This window comes from Kosakonia oryziphila, from assembly GCF_900094795.1.
GTDB classification, from domain to species: domain Bacteria; phylum Pseudomonadota; class Gammaproteobacteria; order Enterobacterales; family Enterobacteriaceae; genus Kosakonia; species Kosakonia oryziphila.
On the sequence record NZ_FMBC01000020.1, the window covers coordinates 1 to 19,947 of the forward strand.

Here is a 19,947-nt window from a genome sequence, read left to right on the forward strand (position 1 = left end):
AAGGGGCGATTGCCCGGCAGCATGATGTCCAGGCGATTCACAATCTGGTGAAGAGGTTCTTTACGCTCAAGCGCCATGCCAACAATACACCAGACCATCATTTCGAGGGGAAGACGGCGCTTGCGTAGCGTTACTGTACCTGATTCGGCAAGGCAACGAGAGATGAGTTCGGGGTCGAGGTAATCCCCCAGAGAAGTCAGTGGGTTACGCAGAGAATCGTAACGGGATACCAAATCAAGGGCCTGTCCAATGTACATAAAAAAATCCGGAAACGAGTGAGCGTTTCCGGATTCTTACACAGCCACTGGATCGGTCAACTGATCCTTAACTGATCGGCATTAGCACGGAAAGCTGACGATATTTTTCGTTATCATGCCCGAAATATCAGGCGATGGCGCGAGAAATATTACGTCAGAGTGATCACAGGAATTCAGCAAGCTCGTGGACAGCTGAGTAGATTCCCGCCGGATCCGGCGGGAAGAGAGCAGAATTACGCGCGCTGAGGTGCGCGACGCAGCAGCTTGAAAGCCACGAACAGAAATACAACCCACGCTGGCAGCAGTACGGCTGACAGGCGCATATCTTCCATGGTGTACATCAACACGAGGATCATCAGCATAAAACCGATGCACAGATAGTTGCCCGCAGGGAAGATCAGCGCTTTGAACTGCGGATCGCGCCCTTTACGGCGCATCGCGGCGCGAAACTTCAGGTGCGCCAGCGAAATCATGATCCAGTTCAGCAACAGTGTCGCTACCACCAGCGCCATCAGCATACCGAACGCTTTTTGCGGCAGCAGATAGTTCACCAACACCACCAGCGACGTGATGGCCGCCGACAGAAACAGCGAGTTAATCGGCACGCCGCGACGGCTGACATGGGTCAGAAACGCAGGCGCATTACCCTGCACAGAGAGGCCAAACAGCATACGGCTGTTGGAATAAACTCCGCTGTTATATACCGACAGCGAAGCCACCAGAATCACGAAATTCAGCGCTGAAGCGACCAGATTGCTGTCCAGATCATGGAAAATCATCACAAACGGGCTGCTATTGGCTTTGACATCAATCCACGGATAAAGCGCCAACAGCACCACCAGCGAACCGATATAGAACAGCAAAATGCGGTACACCACCTGATTTACCGCTTTCGGAATGGTGGTATGCGGCTCGCTGGCTTCGGCGGCGGTGATGCCAATCAGCTCCAGACCGCCGAAAGAGAACATAATTACCGCCAGTGCAAGAATAAGCCCATGCCAGCCGGTCGCGAAAAAACCGTTGTAACGCCAAAGATTATCGAAGCTGGCGCGTTCGCCGCCGTGGCCAGTAAACAGCATCCACAGGCCAAAAGCGATCATGCCTATAATGGCAATCACTTTGATAAGCGCAAACCAGAACTCGGTTTCGCCATACAGGCGCACGTTCACCAGGTTGACGGCGTTGATAATGACAAAAAACGCAGCAGCCCAAATCCAGGTCGGCACATGCGGGAACCAGTACTGCATATAAATTCCGGCGGCGGTCAGCTCGGCCATGCCCACCAGCACAAACATTGCCCAGTAGTTCCAGCCAGAAAGGAAACCGGCAAATGGGCCCCAGTATTTATAGGCAAAATGAGAAAAAGAACCGGAAACTGGCTCTTCTACTACCATTTCACCAAGCTGGCGCATAATCAGGAAAGCGATAATCCCGGCGATACCGTAACCCAGCAGCACGGCTGGCCCGGCCATTTGAATCGCCGGGCCGATACCAAGGAACAACCCGGTACCAATTGCACCGCCCAGCGCAATTAACTGAATATGACGGTTTTTTAATCCCCGTTGTAGTGTCGGCCCTTTTTCCGGCCCGGCATCGGTTACCTTACCCGCTTCCTGTGACGCGTTTTTCACGTCCTTCCCCTTTCTGGTTTTATAGAAGGGGCACCTTTTAACATCTCAGGTCAGGGCTGGCAAGAAATGGAAAGAGAGGAAGGATAAACAACGCGAACCGTCATATTATCAATGCGTACCACTACACCCGTTCAAGGAGATAACAATGAAAATCACCCACGTCGCGCTCTGGACGCGTAACCTCGACGCTCAGCGAACGTTCTGGCGCGAGTTTTTTTCCGCCACCAGTAATGAAAAATATGTCAGTAAAAATCGCACGGGTTTTGCCTCGTACTTTATCTCGCTAAAGGATGGTCCGACGATTGAACTGATGACGCTGCCGGAACTGACCGATGCGCCAGCAAACCCGGAGTTTGTCGGCTGGGCGCATATCGCTATTACCGTTGGCAGCGTCGAAACCGTAGATGCGATGGCAGAAAAAGCGCGCCAGCAGAATAAACTCGCCAGCCCGGCAAGATGGACTGGCGATGGTTTTTATGAAGCGGTGATCCTCGATCCGGACAGCAACCGCATCGAACTGGTCGCCGAATAACGCGGGCAACGACGTTGGCGCTGCGCCCCAGGTTGCACACTTCCGAGGCATCCACCGCAAAACCACACCCCGGCACGCGCGCCAGGGCGAGAAGCGTTAGCCTTTGTCGTCTTTCGGGCCGAGGAAGTAAAAGCCAAAAGGCAGCGAGCCAATAATGGTAAACATCAGGCTGTAAATCGCCACCCAGGCGCCCTGGATGATAAACATCGAGGCGGTCCACGTTTCCATCGGCAGATTGTACTGCTCTTCCACGCCCTCGAAAGCGGCTTTCGAGATCACGCTGACGGCAATCAGAAACACAATCACCACCGCGGTGATGAATTTTTTCCCCTCGCGGGTACGCAGTTTTTCCAGCATATAAACCTCCTGCCATGTGGTTTTTCTGTGCTGTGAGTGTAACCGATCTGCTGTCGAATTGTTGTGAGAACTTACATAAAACGGCTGACATTGACGACATTTTCGTCCGTTTTTTGCAGCATTCTGTAGGGGCTGGAGCGAGTCGATAATGATACGCTGGCGAATTTCACCCACGCTGCGCCGCACTTAACTGGCCTGTGGCAATGTGAAATCCCCTTCCCCCAACGGGCGCTGCATCAGCACTGTATCCAGCCAGCGCCCGTGCTTCATACCCACACTTTTGAGCGTGCCGATTATCACAAATCCGGCGCGGCTGTGTAGCCGTAACGAACCTTCGTTTTCACTGTTGCCGACGTTGGCAATCAGTTGCCGATAGCCCTGTGTTTCGGCCCATGCCACCGCGCGGGCAAGCAGCGCTTTGCCTGCGCCCTGGCGACAAAACGTCTTATCAACGTAGATGGAATCCTCCAGCGTATACTGGTAAGCGCGGCGCTCACGGTAGCGGGAGAGATAGCAATATCCCCGAACCTCACCATCCTGCACGGCCACAAACCACGGCAGCCCGGCAAGGCGGATTTTCTTAAGCCTTGCTCGCATCTCGTCGATATCTGGCGCTTCGGTCTCAAAAGTGGCGTTCCCCTGCGTCACGTGGTAAGCATATATCTGCGTAATCGCGCGCAGATGTTGTTCTTCTGCCTCAATAATTTCCATCATCCGTCCTCTGTTCTCGCTTTCGCACAGGTTATCTGCCGCGCGGCAAAACAGGCACCGGGCGGCGCTTATAACCGCGATAAGGAAAACTTTGCCATGGCGCAATTTAGCCTCGACCAGTTGGCGACCTACAAGCTGGTAATCGCACGGGGGAGCTTCACCGCTGCGGCAGAAGTACTGGGTATTTCGCAACCGGCGGTCAGCCTGCAAATCCGCCAGCTTGAGCAGGTGCTACAGACGCGACTGATTGAGCGCACCGGGCGCAGCTTGCGACCGACCGCCGCCGGAAAAACTTTTCTCGCCCACTGTGCAGAAATCGAAAACGCGGTCAGCGCCGCCGTGCAGTCTGTCGCGCAGCACCAGCAGGAGATAAGCGGCAGCGTCACGCTCGGTACTGGCGCAACCACTTGCATTCATCTGTTGCCGCCTGTACTGCAACAACTGCGCGAAGACTTTCCGTTACTTACCGTTGGTGTACGCACCGGCAATACCACGGATATTGTGCGTGCAGTAGAAGAGAATCGTATCGATATTGGTCTGGTGACGCTGCCCGTGAACGGACGCAATCTTGACATTTCACCGCTGTTTCACGAAGACTTTGTCACCATCAGCGCCAGCCGCTCGCCTGCGCTGCCCGATGCTACGCCTGCGGTATTGCAGGCCTTACCGCTGATTGTTTTTGAGTCCGGCAGCAGTACCCGTCAGTTGATAGACGGCTGGCTAACCGCTGCCGTCACGCCAGTGATGGAGCTTGGCAGCATTGAAGCTATCAAACGTATGGTGCGCGCCGGTCTCGGTTACAGCCTTGTGCCCGAAGTCGCCGTGCAGGCTGATGAGGATAAACGGGGGTTGCGCGTACAGGCACTACAACCGCCGTTGCAGCGCACACTAGCGCTGGTGATGCGTCAGGACAAAGTGGTCAATCGCGGCATGAAAGCAGTGCTGAATAGCCTGAAACAGGCGGGCAAGACACCCGCCGGTGAAATTGATGCTTAGAAGTCGTAGCTCATGGAGACTTTCAACTTCCGCGCTTCCCCCTGATAGATATAAGTGCCGTTGTCTTCGACGCTGGCCCAGTATTTCTCATTGGTGACGTTATCCACGCCGACACGCCAGACCATCTCGTTTTTATCCTGATTGAGGTTCATACGGTAACGTACCCCCAGATCCAGCGTCGTGTAGCTATCGAGTTTTTTGGTATTAGCGTTATTCGCACATTGCGAACCGGTATGGTTGATTCTTGCCGTTGCCGTCAGCCCCTCAACCGGTTTGATGTCGTATTCCGCGCCCAGCACGCCGTAGAAGCGCGCCACGCCAACAGGCCGGTTCCCCTGGTTAATGCCATCTTCGGTTTTGGTCAGTTCGGCATCAATCCAGGTGGCGCTGCCATTCAGGCGCAGACCCAGCGTCGGTTCGCCAAACAGATTCAACTCAACGCCGCGGTTACGCTGCTCACCGTTCAGCGCATAGATATTGGTATCGCTGTTCTGAATGGCGGTCGGTTTCTTAATTTCAAATAGCGACAGCGTTCCGCCCACACGGCCAAAGTCCGTTTTCACACCGACTTCATTCTGTTTCGAGTGTGCAATCCCGGTGGTCTGATACTGGTTAGCGGCGCCTTCCGGTGCGGTGCTGCCCGGTTGCAGCGCTTCGGTATGGTTCGCATAGAAAGAGACCACTTCCCACGGCTTATAAACGATGCCATAAGTCGGCATCCAGCGATCCTGGATAAAGCGAGCGGTGTCATCTTCTGCGCCCGTCGCATTGCTGTAGCTGTGAACCCACACTTTCTGATAACGCGCGCCCGCCGTGAACAACACGGTGTCGTTCAGAACGCCCAGTGTATCGCTCAGCAGCCAACCCTGTGCACGGGTGCGGCCAGTGGTCAGTGGATCACTGTAATTGCCGCCGATGTAGCTGTAATCGGGCATAGCAACCGACGAGTTATCGTAGATGTTCACTGCCGGGTTATCCGCCGCAGCCGACATACGCCACGCCACCTTGTCCTGCTTGATGTTGGCCGAATAGCCCACGTTCACTTTGTGTGACACAAAGCCGGTATCAAAGTTACCGCGCAGCCCGGCCATGCCGCTCCAGGAGTCGCTGATACGGTTAGTATCGAGGCGGCCAATCGTCGCATCCCCCTGCTCATCATTCACTTTCGGCGCGCCGTAAATCCCCTCTTCATGAGAGTGCTGGCCACCAAACGCCGCATATGCCGTCCAGACATCGGTCAAATCATATTCCGCGCGCGCCAGGCCAAATTCGTTTTCGATATTGCTGTACGCCCACTGCTGGCTGTAGTTTTTAGTGTTATCCGGAACGTGCGGCACAAAGTCCACGGCACTGATGTTCACGCCCATCGAGCCACCGTGAAAGGTCTTTTTCTGATAGCCAAGATCCAGCGAACTGCGGAAGCGATCGCTGCGATAATCCAGGCCAATCGACGCGGCGGTAGTACGACGATTGTCATCCTCAACGGTGGCTTCGCCTTCACGGTGCAACAGGTTAACGCGCACGCCGAACTGATTGTTATCGCCATAGCGACGGCCCACGTCCAGCGAACCACCAAGCTGTGAACGCGAGGAGTAATCGACGCCAACGCGCGTCAACGGCGTATCATCGGCATGTTTCGGTTCCAGGTTAATCATTCCGCCGACGCCGGAAGACGCCGCGCCATTCATCAGAGCATTGGCACCTTTAAACACTTCCACGCGTTCGAGCATCTGGGTATCCACCACCTGGCGCGGCACAATACCGGCCAGACCGCCCATCAGCATATCGTCGCCATCCAGCTCGAAACCGCGAATACGGTAGGTTTCCGCCATGTTGCCGTAACCCTGCCCGACCTGCACGCCCGCATCATTACTGACTACATCGGCAATGGTTTTCGCCTGCTGATCCTGCACTAACTTCGAGGTGTAGCCGATCACGTTAAACGGCACATCCATCGCCTTCTGTTCGCCCATCATCCCAAGGCGACCGCCGTACGCGACTTGACCATCCAGATATGCCGGAACCAGCGCATCCCCGCCCGGTTTGAAGTCGCTGCTGCTGGTCGACTGCACCACAATGGTGTCGTCTTTCGTTTGGCTGGTGTTGGCATTTTCCGTCGCGGCATGTGCTGATTGCGCCGCCGTACCAATGGCCAGCGCAAGTAACGTCTTGCGCAAAGAAGGGGGGATCGTTTTGCTGTTATTCATCATCGACTCATATCGAAGTGTATGGAAAAACGGCCCGTTTCCGGGCCAGGGTTGATTACGGATTAAGGGCGATGCGGACGACGCTGTCCGGCCCGTTAGTAGAGTGATCTTTGTTAAATGGCTGTTTGACGGTGACAAACAGCGTCTGGCCGTCGGCAGAGAGCAGCAGGCTGTTCGGGTTCGGCGGCAGATCCCAGCTCTGTTTCACCGCAAGGCTGGTGGCATCGAGGCTCAACACTTTTCCTGCTTCACGCTGGGTAAGGTAGATTTCGTGGCGTTTCGGGTTGAATTTCACCGCCAGCGAACCGCCCAGATCGAGTTGTTTCAGTACCTTGCCGCTGTGGATATCCAGCACCAGCGTGGTTTTAGCCTTTGAGTTGTCGGTGACGAACAAATAGCCGGTCTCGCTGTCTTCAGCAATGTTCAGCAGCAACGCTGGTTTATCGCCGAGCGGTTTCCAGCGTTGTTCAATGCGGTTATTGTGCGGGTTAACGACCAGAATTTCGCCGCCGCCATTCGCCACATACAGGCGCTGAGTTTGCTCAGACCAGTGCAGGCCCGTGACCCATTTTCCGGCATTTTTTATCCGTGCTTTCACTTTCAACGTTCTGGCGTCAATCACCCACACCAGCGCCGGATCGGCTACCGCGCCAACATACAGCACATCGTTGTGCAGCAGGATTTCACGCGCACCGTACGGCAGGCCTTTCTCATTGCGTTCCGGGAACAGCGTGCGGGCCAGCACTTTGCCATTCCGGGTGTCGATAGCGCTGATGCCGCCATCAAGGGAGTGGGTAACGTAAACCGTTTTGCCATCCGGGGAGATCGTCATACCGAAGTTTTTCAGATCGGTATGAGTGGAACCGAGGGTTTTCAGCGTCGCAGGATCCAGTTTGTAAACCACACCGCCCTGCACATCTTTAAAACCTTCAGCGCTGGAAACGTACAGTGCATCACCCTGTGGGCTGAGCGCCATTTCATACAAGCCGCTCGCCAGATCGCGTTTTAGTACATTCGCCGGTAATGCCGCAGCAGCAGTTTTTGGCGTTTCAGCGGCAGGTTGTGCCGATGTGGTGTGCCGAGCGCTGCATCCGGCCAGTACCAGGGTTGCCAGCAGCACCAGCGCAGGGGTTTTCATCGTCATCGGAAAGATCCTTTACCGTTAATGTCATCAACAGGCGGGCCAGTGCGTTACGCTCAGAGGCGTACTTTTTTGATGAAGGCAGTTTTGCCCGGCGCAGCTCACCACTTCTTTTTTGTGCCCCTGTAAGCGTTTACGCCTACTGTTTTTGCGGAAAAACGCCGTACCGCGCCAACAAACACTAAAGAGAATGAGAACTATACTCATTCTTCTTATTTAGGCAAGAACTCATGTCAGAGGTCCGCCTGGAAAGCGGGAAATATCCTGCGTTAAACCTATTTTTTTATACTGCCAGGAAGCAACTTCTGGATTTCAGTTGGGTCGGCATGGAAATATTGATCCCTTCAGTTCTCACATGAGAACGCTATCTCATGCTCAAAGTTATCGTTGGCTGATGGGGTGGATATCCGTGCGGCCGAAGGCATTGACTACGCTCCTCCGTCGCGTGGCTTACTGTTGTGAAAAGGTACTAGAAATGCAGATATTTTTTGTGCGAAGAAAAAAGTGCTACGACTGCGACTCTCTTCGCAATTTTGGCCTTTTCCTGCACTTTATCCTTACCATTTGTAACATTTAAACTCCAAATCAGATACACTTGCATCAAAACAATCGATAAGCGGTAACATTTTGTCCCGGCGTATTTCCAGTAATTATATTGCAGCATGGCTGGCACTCTTCTCGGTTGCCATGCTGTTTGTTGCGCCAGTAATCTCGAAGTCGATTTCTCACCGAACAGCCTGTGAACATGATGTCACAGCGATGAACATGTCTGATATGCATCACAGTATGATGATGGCAGAACCTTGCCAAACGATGTCAGGTATGGATCACCGGATGATATCCGGGCAAGCCATGTCACCTATGGAGGAGATAGCCTGCGGCTATTGCCAACTCCTGATCCATTTGCCATTTGTTTTGTTTATGTTGACGGTTCTGCTATGGCTGCTACTGTTGTGTGTTCAGTGCATACCCGTACCGCGTACTGTCTTCCTTCCCGCTTTCCGCACCTGGGCTTCTCAACACGCACGCGCTCCCCCTGCTGTTTCTCTCGCCGCAATCTGAATATTTATAAAAAATTTGCGTAATGCTGGTTTATCCACGGATGAGCCAAGTTGACTCATGCCAGAAAACAGTAAGGCTTATAATGAAAAAACACCACTTTGTGCGCACTCCGCTCACATCTCTGTTGCTTATGTCACTACTGGCTAATACCGCAGTAGCTGAAGAACAGCACAACCACATGCAAATGCAGGATGACCCAGTCATAATCGTCATTGCACCGGTCTCCTCTCCGCTGAAGGTTGTTACTTCACTCAAAACACCACGACAGCCTGTACCGGCCAGTGATGGATCTGACTATTTGAAAACCATTCCCGGATTCTCACAGATTCGTAATGGCGGCACTAACGGCGATCCTGTATTTCGCGGCATGTTCGGCTCACGGCTTCGTCTTTTAACGAATAATGGCGAGATGCTGGGTGCATGCCCTGCGCGAATGGATGCGCCAGGCTCCTATATATCTCCAGAGAGTTTTGATCTCCTGACGCTGATAAAAGGGCCTGAAACCGTACTCTGGGGGCCGGGTAATTCGGCTGGAACTATCCGTTTTGATCGAGAGCAGCCGCGTTTTGATAAACCCGGTATTCAGGGATCGGCCAGCCTGCTTGCCGCATCCAACAACCGCTGGGATGAAAATGCCGATATCAGCCTTGGTAGTGAAGACGGGTATCTGCGACTGATTGGTAACAAATCACGTTCCAATGACTATAAGGATGGCAATGGCGATCGTGTTCCTTCGAAATGGGATAAGTGGAATGGTGATGTGGCGCTGGGCTGGACACCGGACAAAGATACGCTGCTGGAACTGACTGCCGGGAAAGGCGACGGTGAGGCACGTTATGCCGGGCGCAGTATGGATGGGTCCCAGTTTAAACGTGAAAGCCTCGGTGCTCGTTTTGAGAAATCTAACATTAGTGACGTGTTTAATAAGTTTGAGGCCAATGTTTATTATAACTACGCCGATCACATTATGGACAACTATTCTCTGCGCTCGCCGGACACTGGTATGGCGAAAGGAATGACGGGGGGTATGCACGACTCGATGAATTCGGGTTCTTCAATGAGCATGGCGATGCCAATGGCGATGGAGCTCGACAGACGCACCGTTGGCGGACGGATGATGGGAACCTGGAACTGGTCTGACTTTGAGCTAAGAAGTGGCGCAGATACACAGTTGAATACGCACCGCAGCAAAGGTGAAGGCGGATGGATGAAAGACGCTCGCTTCCACGATTATGGTCTTTTCAGTGAACTTACCTGGAATGCTACGGATCTCAGTAAAGTAGTTAGCGGTGCACGCCTTGACCGGGTTCTGGTCGATAATTTCACAGATATCGGTTCCTCTGAGCGTACCGACACGCTCCCCGCTGGCTTTGTACGCTTCGAACATAATCTGGCTGAGATGCCGGTAATGTTTTATGCAGGTATCGGCTATACAGAGCGTTTCCCTGACTATTGGGAGCTTTTCTCTCCAACCTATGGACCAGACGGATCAACGGATGCTTTTGATAAAGTCAAAACGGAAAAAACTACCCAGATTGATATTGGCGCACAATACAAAGGTAAACGCCTGGAAAGCTGGATGTCAGTCTACATCGGTCGTGTAAACGATTTTATCCTTTTCCGTTACAATCCTAATAATGCATACATCAGTCAGGTGGATAACGTGAATGCCACGATAATGGGTGGTGAAGCAGGCCTGAGTTATCAATTAAGTGATAGCTGGAAAACGGATGCCAGTCTGGCTTATTCATGGGGAAAAAATACTGACGACCATCAACCGCTGCCGCAAATTCCACCGCTTGAAGCGCGACTGGCTCTGACATGGGAAAAAGGTGACTGGAGCAGTACGGGTCTGCTGCGCCTGGTCAGCAGCCAGCATCGGATTGCCATTAATGAAGGCAATGTTGTCGGCAAAGATTTTGACAGCAGCCCAGGATTCGCCATTTTCTCTGCTAACGCCGCATATAGAGTGAATAAGTATATCAAGGTCAGTGCAGGTATCGACAACCTGTTCGACAAAGCCTACAGCGAGCACCTGAATCTGGCAGGCAACAGCAGCTTCGGCTATTCCGCCAATACGTCAGTAAACGAACCCGGAAGAACATTCTGGGGAAAAGTTAACGTCACCTTCTGAAAGTCTCCCGGCTCATTGAGCTGGGCTGAAGAGATTCAAATGATATGAGGACACATTTAATATTTCTGTCAATGCGACGGTAACGTTTAAATTACAGGAACAGGACGATTCAGATCGTCCTGTTCTTCACACCGATGGCACAAAACCGGAGTCGAACGCTTAGCCCGCCTAATGTTTCACTTCGTGATAACTGTGGATGCGTGCGGTGCAGACGCGCAATATCATTGACCAGCGCCAGACCGATTCCAGCACCTGGGACATTGCCGACATTATCAAGGCGATGAAACGGTTGCAGCGCCTGATATACCATCTGGTCATCGATGCCGGGACCGCTATCCTCAACCACCAGCACGACGGCCTCCCCTTCTCGCCGCAACCGGGCAGTCACTACGCCATGACCAGGCGTATATTTCAGCGCATTATCCAGCAGATTCCCGCACAGTTCGCCGAGCAGGACTTCATCGCCTTCAATCCACAGCGCATCCTGTTCCCCTTCATAACCCAGATCGATAGCTTTACTGCGGGCCTGAGTCAGGCGAGTAAAACAGCTGGTTTGCACCACCTCAAACATATTAACGAGCGATAAGTGCCTTTCCCCCTGCTCTTTGCGCTTGACGGCAGAAAGCTGTAACAACCTTTCCGTTAGTTGAATGGTGTTATCCAGCGTAGTACTCATGGCTTGCAGACTCTCATACCACTGCTGTGGTTGCTGACTGACGAGAGCCACGGCAGCCTGGGTTTTTAGCACCGCTAGCGGCGTTTTAAGCTGATGGGAAGCATCTGCACTGAAGCGCTCCTGACGAGAGATAAGCCCGCGAAGTCGGTCCAGATAACGGTTGAATGCCACAATCAACAGCCGGGTTTCCGACCACGGCAGCAGTTCCGGCAGCGGCGTCAGCAGCCCCGGCTCCCGACGCACCATCAGCGATGACAATTGGCGCATTGGGCGTAGCACCCGCCGCAGCAGCCAACCGACCAGTACCAGCGTGAGCAGCACCAGCAGCCCTTGTGAAATCCACGAGGAAAACAGCAGTTGTTGCGCCAGATAACGTCTCGATTGCAGCGTTTCGGCGACATAAATCTCCGCCATGCCGACAATTCCGCCCTCGTTGACTGGCTGGAGCAGGCGCACCACACGGATGGCCTCTCCACGATATTCGGTGTGATAAAACCATGCTAGCGCCGGATAAAACCGCGTACGCGAGGTTGCAGACGGCATCGCAGGTAAATCGTCATAACCGGAGATGACCTTCCCGACCGGATCGACTACCTTGTAATAGAGCCTGTCATTCATATTCAGTTCAAAGCTGTCCAACACCACCCATGGCACATTCACCTCCAACTGTTTATTGCGCACGACCAGCCGCTCAGAAACGGTCCTGGCGGACGACAGCAGCGTCCGGTCATATGCCTGCGTCGCCGCCTGCAGTGCGCTAACATAACTGTTAAACGCCGACAGCCCCCACAGCAAGAGGAGCGGTAATCCCAGAAACATCAGCAGTTGCAGGTATAACGACTGGGGTTTAGCCCACTTCATCGCTACGCTCCAGCACGTAGCCCAGACCGCGCAGCGTGGCGATACGCACATCGCTTCCCTGTAGCTTTTTACGCAGGCGATGGATATACAGCTCAATGCTTTCGGGATTAACCTCATCGCTTAGACTGAAGACCTGTTCAAACAACTGCTGACGCGAAACCGGGCGTAATCGACGGTACATCAGCACCGTCAGCAATGCCTGTTCGCGCGGCGTAAGCGCCAGCATTTGTCCTTGCAACAGAAAATAACCTTCATCGTGAAATGCCAGTTCGCCCAGTTGCTGTATACCTTGCACCAGTCCCGCGCTACGCCGTAGCAAGGCCCGAAGCCGGGCATTCAATTCCTCAATTTCAAACGGTTTTGCCAGATAATCATCAGCACCGACGTTCAATCCCTTCACCCGATCGGCCACCGCGCTGCGTGCCGTCAGCAGCAGAACAGGGAGCGACTGCTCACGCTTGCGTAGCCGCTGCACAACTTCAAGACCATCCAGCCCTGGCATGTTGATGTCCAGCACCGCCAGCGCGTAGGTTTCGCTGTGCAAAAGATGGTCGGCCGCCAGACCATCAAAAACGCAGTCGACGGCAAAACCGTTTTGCACCAGCGCTTTCTCCAGCCAGTGAGCTAACTCACGATTATCTTCTGCTAATAAGAGACGCATATCACATCCTGTAAAGTTTCTGCCGCGTTGAAAGGGAATTGAAAGGTTAATGTTTTAACAATCATGCAACCGAACTACTACACATCGGCACACATAATCACAAAAATCTTCTTCCGTACCCGAAAATCCGGTTATCCGGCGTGAGGAAAACAATGAAAAAAGAGTTACTTCGTACCCTTGCTGCAAGCATTTTACTGATGAGTACCTCTGTTCTGGCGGAACAAGCACCGTCGCGCACTGAATGTATCGCTCCTGCTAAACCCGGCGGTGGTTTCGATCTCACCTGTAAACTAATTCAGGTGAGCATGATGGAAACCGGCGCAATCGAAAAACCGATGCGCGTAACCTACATGCCCGGCGGCGTTGGTGCCGTAGCTTATAACGCGATCGTTGCGCAACGTCCGGCGGAAGCGGGCACAGTAGTGGCATTCTCTGGCGGATCGCTGCTGAATCTGTCACAAGGAAAATTTGGTCGTTATGGCGTTGATGATGTCCGCTGGCTAGCAAGCGTGGGCACCGACTATGGCATGATTGCCGTACGCCAGGACTCACCGTGGAAAACGCTGAAAGATCTGCTGACGGCGATGGAGAAAGATCCCAACAGCGTGGTTATTGGCGCTGGTGCATCCATCGGTAGCCAGGACTGGATGAAGTCAGCGCTGCTGGCGCAAAAAGCCAACGTCGATCCCCACAAGATGCGCTATGTGGCCTTTGAGGGTGGCGGTGAACCGATCACCGCGCTGATGGGTAATCACGTGCAGGTAGTGTCCGGCGATCTCAGTGAGATGATGCCGTATCTCAGCGGCGACAAAATCCGCGTGCTTGCAGTGTTCTCTGATGAACGTCTGCCGGGCCAGCTAGCCAACGTGCCAACCGCCAAAGAACAGGGTTATGACCTTGTGTGGCCCATCATTCGTGGCTTCTACGTTGGACCAAAAGTCAGCGACGCCGAGTATCAATGGTGGGTTGATGCCTTTAACAAACTCCAGCAGACCGATGAGTTTAAAAAGCAGCGCAATATGCGCGGCCTGTTTGAGTTCAACATGAGCGGGAAGCAACTCGATGAGTACGTGAAGAAGCAAGTCACAGATTATCGTGAGCAGGCGAAAGCCTTTGGTCTGGCGAAATAAGCGCAGAGACAAAGATGATGAGCGATCGTATTTTTGCAGGTATCTGGTTGTTGCTCTGTATAGCCGGACTATTCGTGGCCTGGCAAATCACCAGCGAATACAGCTATGAGCCAGTTGGGCCACGTCCCTTTCCGCTTGGCATTATCAGCCTGATGCTGGTATGCGCTGTGGCACTGTTGCTGCGCCATCCCGACACCATTAGTTGGCCGCGCCGCCACGTGCTGCAAAAACTGCTCGCGATGGTGATTGTTCTATTAATGTACGCATGGGGTTTCGAATGGCTCGGTTTTCCCATCGCCACCGCCATTCTCACCGTGGTGATTGGCATGTTGTTCGGCGCAACCATTCCGGCTGCGGGTATTTCCGGCGCGGTGCTCGGCATTCTATTGTGGTATGCCTTTGACCGACTGCTTGACGTCACCTTACCGCTCGGTACCTTGCTGGGTTAACGGAGAAACGATGGATACCTGGATTTATCTTTCTCAGGGTTTCGCGGTGGCAATGACGCCGGAAAACCTGGTCATCGCCCTGATTGGCTGTTTTGTCGGTACCATTGTCGGGCTGTTGCCTGGCCTTGGGCCCATCAACGGAGTGGCGATCCTGCTGCCGCTGGCCTTCGCTTTGCATCTGCCCGCAGAATCTGCGCTGATCCTATTAGCTACGGTCTACATTGGTTGTGAATACGGTGGGCGTATCTCCTCTATTCTGCTGAATGTTCCCGGCGATGCGGCGGCGATTATGACCGCGCTGGATGGCTACCCGATGGCGCAGCAAGGCCGCGGCGGCGTAGCACTTTCTATCTCGGCGGTCAGCTCTTTCTTTGGTTCGCTTATTGCTATCGGCGGCATCATTCTGTTCGCCCCTGCGTTAGCCCAATGGTCGCTGGCCTTCGGCCCGGCTGAATACTTTGCCTTAATGGTCTTCGCCATTGCCTGCCTTGGCAGCATGATGGCACAAAATCCGCTGAAATCATTTCTGGCAGCGCTGATCGGTCTCGGCCTTGCGACCGTCGGTGTAGACGCCAATACCGGGGTTTATCGCTTTACCTTTGACAGCGTCCATCTCTCCGACTGTGTGCAGTTTATCGTGGTAGTGATTGGGCTGTTCTCTGTCTCTGAAATACTGTTAATGCTGGAACATACCAGCAGTGGCCAGACGCTGGTGCGTAAAACGGGCCGCATGCTTTTCAACGCCAAAGAAGGCGCGCAGTGCGTGGGCGCAATCCTGCGTTCATCGGTGGTTGGCTTTTTCGTCGGTGTCCTGCCCGGTGCTGGCGCTACCATTGCCAGCGCTATCACCTACATGACCGAGAAAAAACTCAGCGGCAACAGCGACAGCTTCGGTAAGGGCAATATTCGTGGTGTGGCGGCACCAGAGGCCGCTAACAATGCCTCAGCCTGTAGCTCTTTTATTCCGATGCTAACGCTTGGCGTGCCAGGTTCCGGAACAACGGCGGTGATGATGGGGGCACTGACTCTGTACAACATCACGCCAGGTCCAGCAATGTTCACCGAACAGCCGGATATTGTTTGGGGACTGATTGCGGCGCTGCTGATTGCTAACGTAATGCTGCTGGTCATGAATATCCCGCTGATCGGCCTGTTTACACGTATGCTGACCATTCCGCTGTGGTTTTTGGTACCGGCCATTGCGGCAGTTTCCGCGGTAGGCGTATATGCCGTGCACAGCACCACTTTCGATCTGGTGTTGATGATCGCCCTCGGCGTACTGGGCTATATTCTGCGTAAAATGCACTTCCCAATGTCGCCATTGATTCTCGGTTTTGTACTCGGGGAAATGCTGGAGCAAAACTTGCGCCGGGCACTGTCGATCAGTAACGGTAATATGGATATTCTGTGGGCCAGCGGCGTGGCGAAAGTGCTGCTGATTATGGCGGCTCTAGTGATTGTGATCCCACCGGTGCTGCGCATGATTCGCAAATGCAGCAGCAAACCACAAGTGGATGTTGGTTAGTCATACGGATATATATCCGGCCTTCAGCACCATCGGTAAGCGTACAGTGTGAAGCGTATTGATGAGGTCGGGGTAGTCGGCAGGCAGTGCGACCCGCCATGACAGCAGTTCACTGACCCGGTTTGTCGGTCAGTCTGCGGTGACGTCAAGGACATGGTGGAGGTAGCGCCCTGAATCCACTCCGTTCACCATCTGCTGACGCCTCCATGCCGCCAGGCGGCATCCGCGATACTGGTCTGTCTGATGAAGCTGCCAGGGAGCCACCGAGAAAACGGAAATAAACCACGCTAAGTGCACCTTTTTAGGGTTGATTACTAAAATGATAAAGATTATTATTCTCATTACCGAATGGTTGAGTTAATCACTCAGGTATTTGGTACGACATTGCTCACATTGCTTCCAGTATTTTTGCCCGCCTATCTAGAGCGGGCTTTTTTTTGTCTACGCAACTTACTTCTCTTACCGCCAATATTTCACTTAAGTAGCAATAATCTTCCGTTATTCATCGAGTTACTTAATTGAAATCAAACCGTCACAAACGCCCCATAACCTAGGATTATTCTTAATACGGGGGTTTTGCATGGATGATGGACATACCGCTCTCTTCTCGGCAGCTTAACGCAGGCATTTTGCGTCTCGCCGTCCCACATGTGACACCAGATGCCAATAACCTGCAGGTAATGTCGCTGTTCAACGAACACAAATCGTTGATCGGTCTGCCGGTGCTGGAAAATAACCGACCTATTGGCATGATTAACCGACATATTTTTCTCTCGCAGATGAGCCGCCCTTTTTTCCACGAGCTGTACGATCAGAAGAGTTGCATCGCGTTTATGGATAAAAACCCGCTGATTGTCGATGCCAATGCGGGGCTCGAATATCTCTCCGGGCGGGTCATTGAAACTGGCGACAAAGCCGTGACCGAAGGTTTTATCCTCACTGAAGAGGGGCAATATGTCGGCATTGGCCTCGGCATCGATCTGATTCGTACCGTTTCCGATTTGCAGGCCAAACAGCATCTACAAATCATGCAAAGCATTGAATATGCACGAATAATTCAGGAATCCATGCTCAGCCGATCACGCACTACCATTGACAAAACCCTCAACGACTGGTGCCTGCACTGGTATCCGCGCGACTGTGTCGGCGGTGATATTTATGCTTTTCAGCGCGCGGAGAATGGCTGGTTAATGGTGCTGGCCGACTGCACCGGACACGGCGTACCGGGCGCTTTTATGACCTTTATTTTCGCCTCAGCGCTGGAAAAAGCGCTGACGCTGGCGCCAGTTGACGCACCGGAGCTACTGCTGAGCCATATCAATCAACATATAAAACAGACGCTCAGCCAGGTGCATCCATCAGCAGACAGCAGCCAGTCAAATGATGGTTGCGACGCCATCGCCCTGTTTGTCGATACGGAAAATGAACAGATGTGCTGGGCCAGCGCCCGTATGCACGCGTTTCTGCTGGGCGCAGAAGCTCAGCAGAGCGTGGTACTGGAGAGTTGCCGCAAAGGCGTGGGTTATACCGATACGCCGGTAGATTACCAGTGGCAACGTTATCAGGCACCGCTGCGCCGTGGCGACACGCTGTTGCTGGTTTCCGATGGCGTGACCGATCAGCCCGGTGGCCCGCGTAACGTGATGTTTGGAAAGAAACGTATTCAGTCATTGTTGACGCAGCACCGCGCGCTACCGCTACCTGCGCTTTCCGAAGCCCTGCTGGCGGAGCTGAAAGCGTGGCAGGGGCAGCAAACGTCGCGCGATGACATGACATGGTTTGGTTTTCGTTGGTAGATAAATGTATGCAAATAAACGACCTGCAGGTCAAAGACCCTGTCCTGTTACCCCTTTTTACGCTGCAACGACAAAACGCCGTTGAGCTTTTCTATACCGGCTATTTTTCCCAGCAACATATTGTTTCGCTTGGTGAAGTGATCCGCGCCTGGCTGGATAAACATGAATCCTCCGCCGTGACGCGCCGCAAACTCTTCTCGGCATTTATCGAGATGGGGCAAAACATTGTGCGCTACTCCGCCGACGATCGGTTTTTATCGACCATTGAGCACGAACTGCGCTTTGGTTCGGTCTGTTTTCATATGGATCAGACCAATTACTACCTGGAAACAGCAAACCTGGTGGGGCCGGAAGCCTCCACTCTGTTGCAAACGAACCTTGAAGTCTTGCGCGGCATGTCGCAGGCAGAGATCCGCGATGCCTGGAAGCAGGGGCTGAAAAACGAAGCGCCGGCAACCAGCAAAGGGGCCAATATCGGTTTGTTGACCATGGCGCGCGATACCAGCGTTCCGCTGGAGTATCGCATTCATCCACTGGCGGCAAGCTCCCTTTCCGCCTTTCACTTAAAGGCAACGTTTTGCCATGACTGATATGACATTGACGCCTGCTATTGAATTGTCCGCCACCGCCGCCACGCCGGAGGTGAAATTTGATTTTGCCGCGCAAAAGCTGCAACTGAAAGGCGAAGCCTACCCGGAGAATGCCGCCGCGTTCTTCCGCCCGTTGCTGGATGCGCTGGAGGGCTGGCTGCAAAGCGGGCAACAGACCAGCGCACCGCTGCAATTACACGTCGCGCTCAGCTATTTCAACAGTTCAAGCACCAAGCTGTTGTTTACGCTATTTGAGATCCTGAATAACCACGCGAGAGGCGGTGCACCGTGCGAGCTGCACTGGTACTACGACCCGGAAGATGACATCTCCGAAGAGTTTGGTCAGGAACTGCGTATCGACTTCCCGTCACTGGTTATGTTTCTTATCCCGGACATCACCGCATGCTAGATATTAATGAGCTCTTCAGGGAGGAATATTCCGTACTCGAAGAAGCCCGGCTGGCGGCTGCCGATGCGCAACTTCCTGCGGAGGTCTGCCGCGAAAAACTGTGGGCCGTATCCAGACACTACCAGCGTCTGATCCGCGAATCGTATCGTCTGATCTCCCGCAGCGACCGCGCCGAGCGCGAACTGACGAGAATGAACGAGCAACTCCAGCAGCTTGCTGCGCGCCTGGAATATGAAGCGACGCACGATCCGTTGACCGATGTGTTTAACCGCAGCGCAATCATCAACCAGATAAACAGCGGCCTGCTGAAAGGCGATGTGGCGCTGATCCTGCTGGATATTGATCACTTCAAACGTATTAACGACGAATATGGTCATCCGACCGGCGATCGGGTGATTTGCGCGCTGGTGTCACGCGTACGTCACGCCGTGCCGGAGAACGTCGCCATCGGCCGCGTCGGCGGCGAGGAATTTACTATTGTGCTGCCGAACGCCCGTGTGGAGGAAGCAATGATTACCGCCAGCTATATTCACGCCTCGCTGAATGCTTCGCCGCTGGAAGTGTTGCCGCAGCAACTGGTCACCGCCAGTTTCGGCGTCAGCCTCGGTGTTAAAGAGAGCAGCTTCGAAACGCTGTACAGCGAAGCAGACGGCGCACTGTATAACGCGAAAAAGCGTGGGCGAAATCAGGTGGCGCTGCATGAGACTTTTTTTAGCGCGCCGGTGACGGTTAATTTTTCGCGGGAAAATATTCAGCATTAAGGGATTGTTTGGTTCTGAGGTTCTGAGGAATAGTTCCGTTCACCAGACGTTCGGTAGCCAC

At 53.4% G+C, this 19,947-nt stretch carries 19 protein-coding genes; 11 read left to right on the forward strand and 8 right to left on the reverse strand.

What is annotated here, in order from left to right:
* Together GA0061070_RS11140 and pheP are read right to left on the reverse strand one after the other, a co-directional pair.
* A partial coding sequence (locus GA0061070_RS11140; RefSeq protein ID WP_208598156.1) for a transposase domain-containing protein occupies positions 1-257 on the reverse strand: 257 nt, incomplete at its 3' end.
* Positions 258-490: 233 nt separating this feature from the next.
* Positions 491-1,888 carry a phenylalanine transporter gene (gene pheP / locus GA0061070_RS11145; RefSeq protein ID WP_090136142.1) on the reverse strand — a complete coding sequence of 466 codons (1,398 nt, stop codon included), beginning with the start codon at positions 1,886-1,888 and terminating at the stop codon, positions 491-493.
* Positions 1,889-2,033: 145 nt separating this feature from the next.
* Between pheP and GA0061070_RS11150 the strand changes: the two genes are divergently transcribed.
* Positions 2,034-2,420 carry a VOC family protein gene (locus GA0061070_RS11150; protein ID WP_090136144.1) on the forward strand — a complete coding sequence of 129 codons (387 nt, stop codon included), beginning with the start codon at positions 2,034-2,036 and terminating at the stop codon, positions 2,418-2,420.
* Between the two features lie 96 nt (positions 2,421-2,516).
* Here GA0061070_RS11150 and GA0061070_RS11155 read toward each other — a convergent pair whose 3' ends face one another.
* On the reverse strand, positions 2,517-2,777 hold the full coding sequence (locus tag GA0061070_RS11155; protein WP_090136146.1) for a DUF2534 family protein: 261 nt from the start codon (positions 2,775-2,777) through the stop codon (positions 2,517-2,519).
* A gap of 186 nt (positions 2,778-2,963) precedes the next feature.
* On the reverse strand, positions 2,964-3,488 hold the full coding sequence (locus tag GA0061070_RS11160) for a GNAT family N-acetyltransferase (protein WP_090136148.1): 525 nt from the start codon (positions 3,486-3,488) through the stop codon (positions 2,964-2,966).
* 96 nt (positions 3,489-3,584) lie between these two features.
* Here GA0061070_RS11160 and GA0061070_RS11165 point away from each other — a divergent pair, with 96 nt between their 5' ends.
* Entirely contained in the window at positions 3,585-4,484 is a 900-nt protein-coding gene (locus GA0061070_RS11165) for a LysR family transcriptional regulator (protein ID WP_090136259.1), read from the forward strand.
* Here the strand turns inward: GA0061070_RS11165 and GA0061070_RS11170 are convergent.
* Both GA0061070_RS11170 and GA0061070_RS11175 read right to left on the reverse strand, forming a co-directional pair.
* Positions 4,481-6,694, reverse strand: a complete 2,214-nt coding sequence (locus GA0061070_RS11170) for a TonB-dependent receptor (RefSeq protein WP_090136150.1) — start codon at positions 6,692-6,694, stop codon at positions 4,481-4,483. The genes GA0061070_RS11165 and GA0061070_RS11170 overlap by 4 nt on opposite strands.
* Before the next feature lie 52 nt (positions 6,695-6,746).
* Positions 6,747-7,835, reverse strand: coding sequence for a YncE family protein (locus GA0061070_RS11175; RefSeq protein WP_090136152.1), 1,089 nt, complete (start codon positions 7,833-7,835; stop codon positions 6,747-6,749).
* A gap of 624 nt (positions 7,836-8,459) precedes the next feature.
* Between GA0061070_RS11175 and GA0061070_RS11185 the strand changes: the two genes are divergently transcribed.
* Both GA0061070_RS11185 and GA0061070_RS11190 read left to right on the forward strand, forming a co-directional pair.
* Complete coding sequence (locus GA0061070_RS11185) at positions 8,460-8,894, forward strand: DUF2946 domain-containing protein (RefSeq protein WP_279616080.1); 435 nt, start codon at positions 8,460-8,462, stop codon at positions 8,892-8,894.
* A gap of 82 nt (positions 8,895-8,976) precedes the next feature.
* On the forward strand, positions 8,977-11,028 hold the full coding sequence (locus GA0061070_RS11190) for a TonB-dependent copper receptor (protein ID WP_090136157.1): 2,052 nt from the start codon (positions 8,977-8,979) through the stop codon (positions 11,026-11,028).
* A 109-nt stretch (positions 11,029-11,137) separates the two neighbouring features.
* On the opposite strand, the gene GA0061070_RS11195 is transcribed toward GA0061070_RS11190, so the two are convergent.
* The gene (locus tag GA0061070_RS11195) at positions 11,138-12,565 is read right to left on the reverse strand and encodes a sensor histidine kinase (protein ID WP_090136159.1); all 1,428 of its coding nucleotides are present in this window, start codon (positions 12,563-12,565) and stop codon (positions 11,138-11,140) included.
* Entirely contained in the window at positions 12,552-13,226 is a 675-nt protein-coding gene (gene tctD, locus GA0061070_RS11200; RefSeq protein WP_090136161.1) for a transcriptional regulator TctD, read from the reverse strand. Before tctD ends, GA0061070_RS11195 begins: the two co-directional genes overlap by 14 nt.
* A gap of 152 nt (positions 13,227-13,378) precedes the next feature.
* Between tctD and GA0061070_RS11205 the strand changes: the two genes are divergently transcribed.
* The 7 genes from GA0061070_RS11205 to GA0061070_RS11235 all read left to right on the forward strand — a co-directional run bounded on the left by GA0061070_RS11205 (position 13,379) and on the right by GA0061070_RS11235 (position 19,886).
* Complete coding sequence (locus tag GA0061070_RS11205) at positions 13,379-14,356, forward strand: Bug family tripartite tricarboxylate transporter substrate binding protein (protein WP_090136163.1); 978 nt, start codon at positions 13,379-13,381, stop codon at positions 14,354-14,356.
* Positions 14,357-14,370: 14 nt separating this feature from the next.
* The gene (locus GA0061070_RS11210) at positions 14,371-14,805 is read left to right on the forward strand and encodes a tripartite tricarboxylate transporter TctB family protein (protein WP_090136165.1); all 435 of its coding nucleotides are present in this window, start codon (positions 14,371-14,373) and stop codon (positions 14,803-14,805) included.
* Positions 14,806-14,815: 10 nt separating this feature from the next.
* Positions 14,816-16,330: a tripartite tricarboxylate transporter permease gene (locus tag GA0061070_RS11215; RefSeq protein WP_090136167.1), complete on the forward strand. Its 1,515-nt coding sequence runs from the start codon at positions 14,816-14,818 to the stop codon at positions 16,328-16,330.
* Between the two features lie 587 nt (positions 16,331-16,917).
* The gene (locus GA0061070_RS11220) at positions 16,918-18,126 is read left to right on the forward strand and encodes a SpoIIE family protein phosphatase (RefSeq protein ID WP_090136261.1); all 1,209 of its coding nucleotides are present in this window, start codon (positions 16,918-16,920) and stop codon (positions 18,124-18,126) included.
* A gap of 8 nt (positions 18,127-18,134) precedes the next feature.
* The gene (locus tag GA0061070_RS11225; RefSeq protein WP_425256052.1) at positions 18,135-18,716 is read left to right on the forward strand and encodes a SiaB family protein kinase; all 582 of its coding nucleotides are present in this window, start codon (positions 18,135-18,137) and stop codon (positions 18,714-18,716) included.
* The gene (locus GA0061070_RS11230; RefSeq protein ID WP_090136171.1) at positions 18,709-19,125 is read left to right on the forward strand and encodes a DUF1987 domain-containing protein; all 417 of its coding nucleotides are present in this window, start codon (positions 18,709-18,711) and stop codon (positions 19,123-19,125) included. The genes GA0061070_RS11225 and GA0061070_RS11230 overlap by 8 nt, the downstream gene beginning before the upstream one ends.
* Entirely contained in the window at positions 19,119-19,886 is a 768-nt protein-coding gene (locus tag GA0061070_RS11235) for a GGDEF domain-containing protein (protein WP_090136173.1), read from the forward strand. The genes GA0061070_RS11230 and GA0061070_RS11235 overlap by 7 nt, the downstream gene beginning before the upstream one ends.
* The last annotated feature ends 61 nt before the right edge of the window (positions 19,887-19,947 follow it).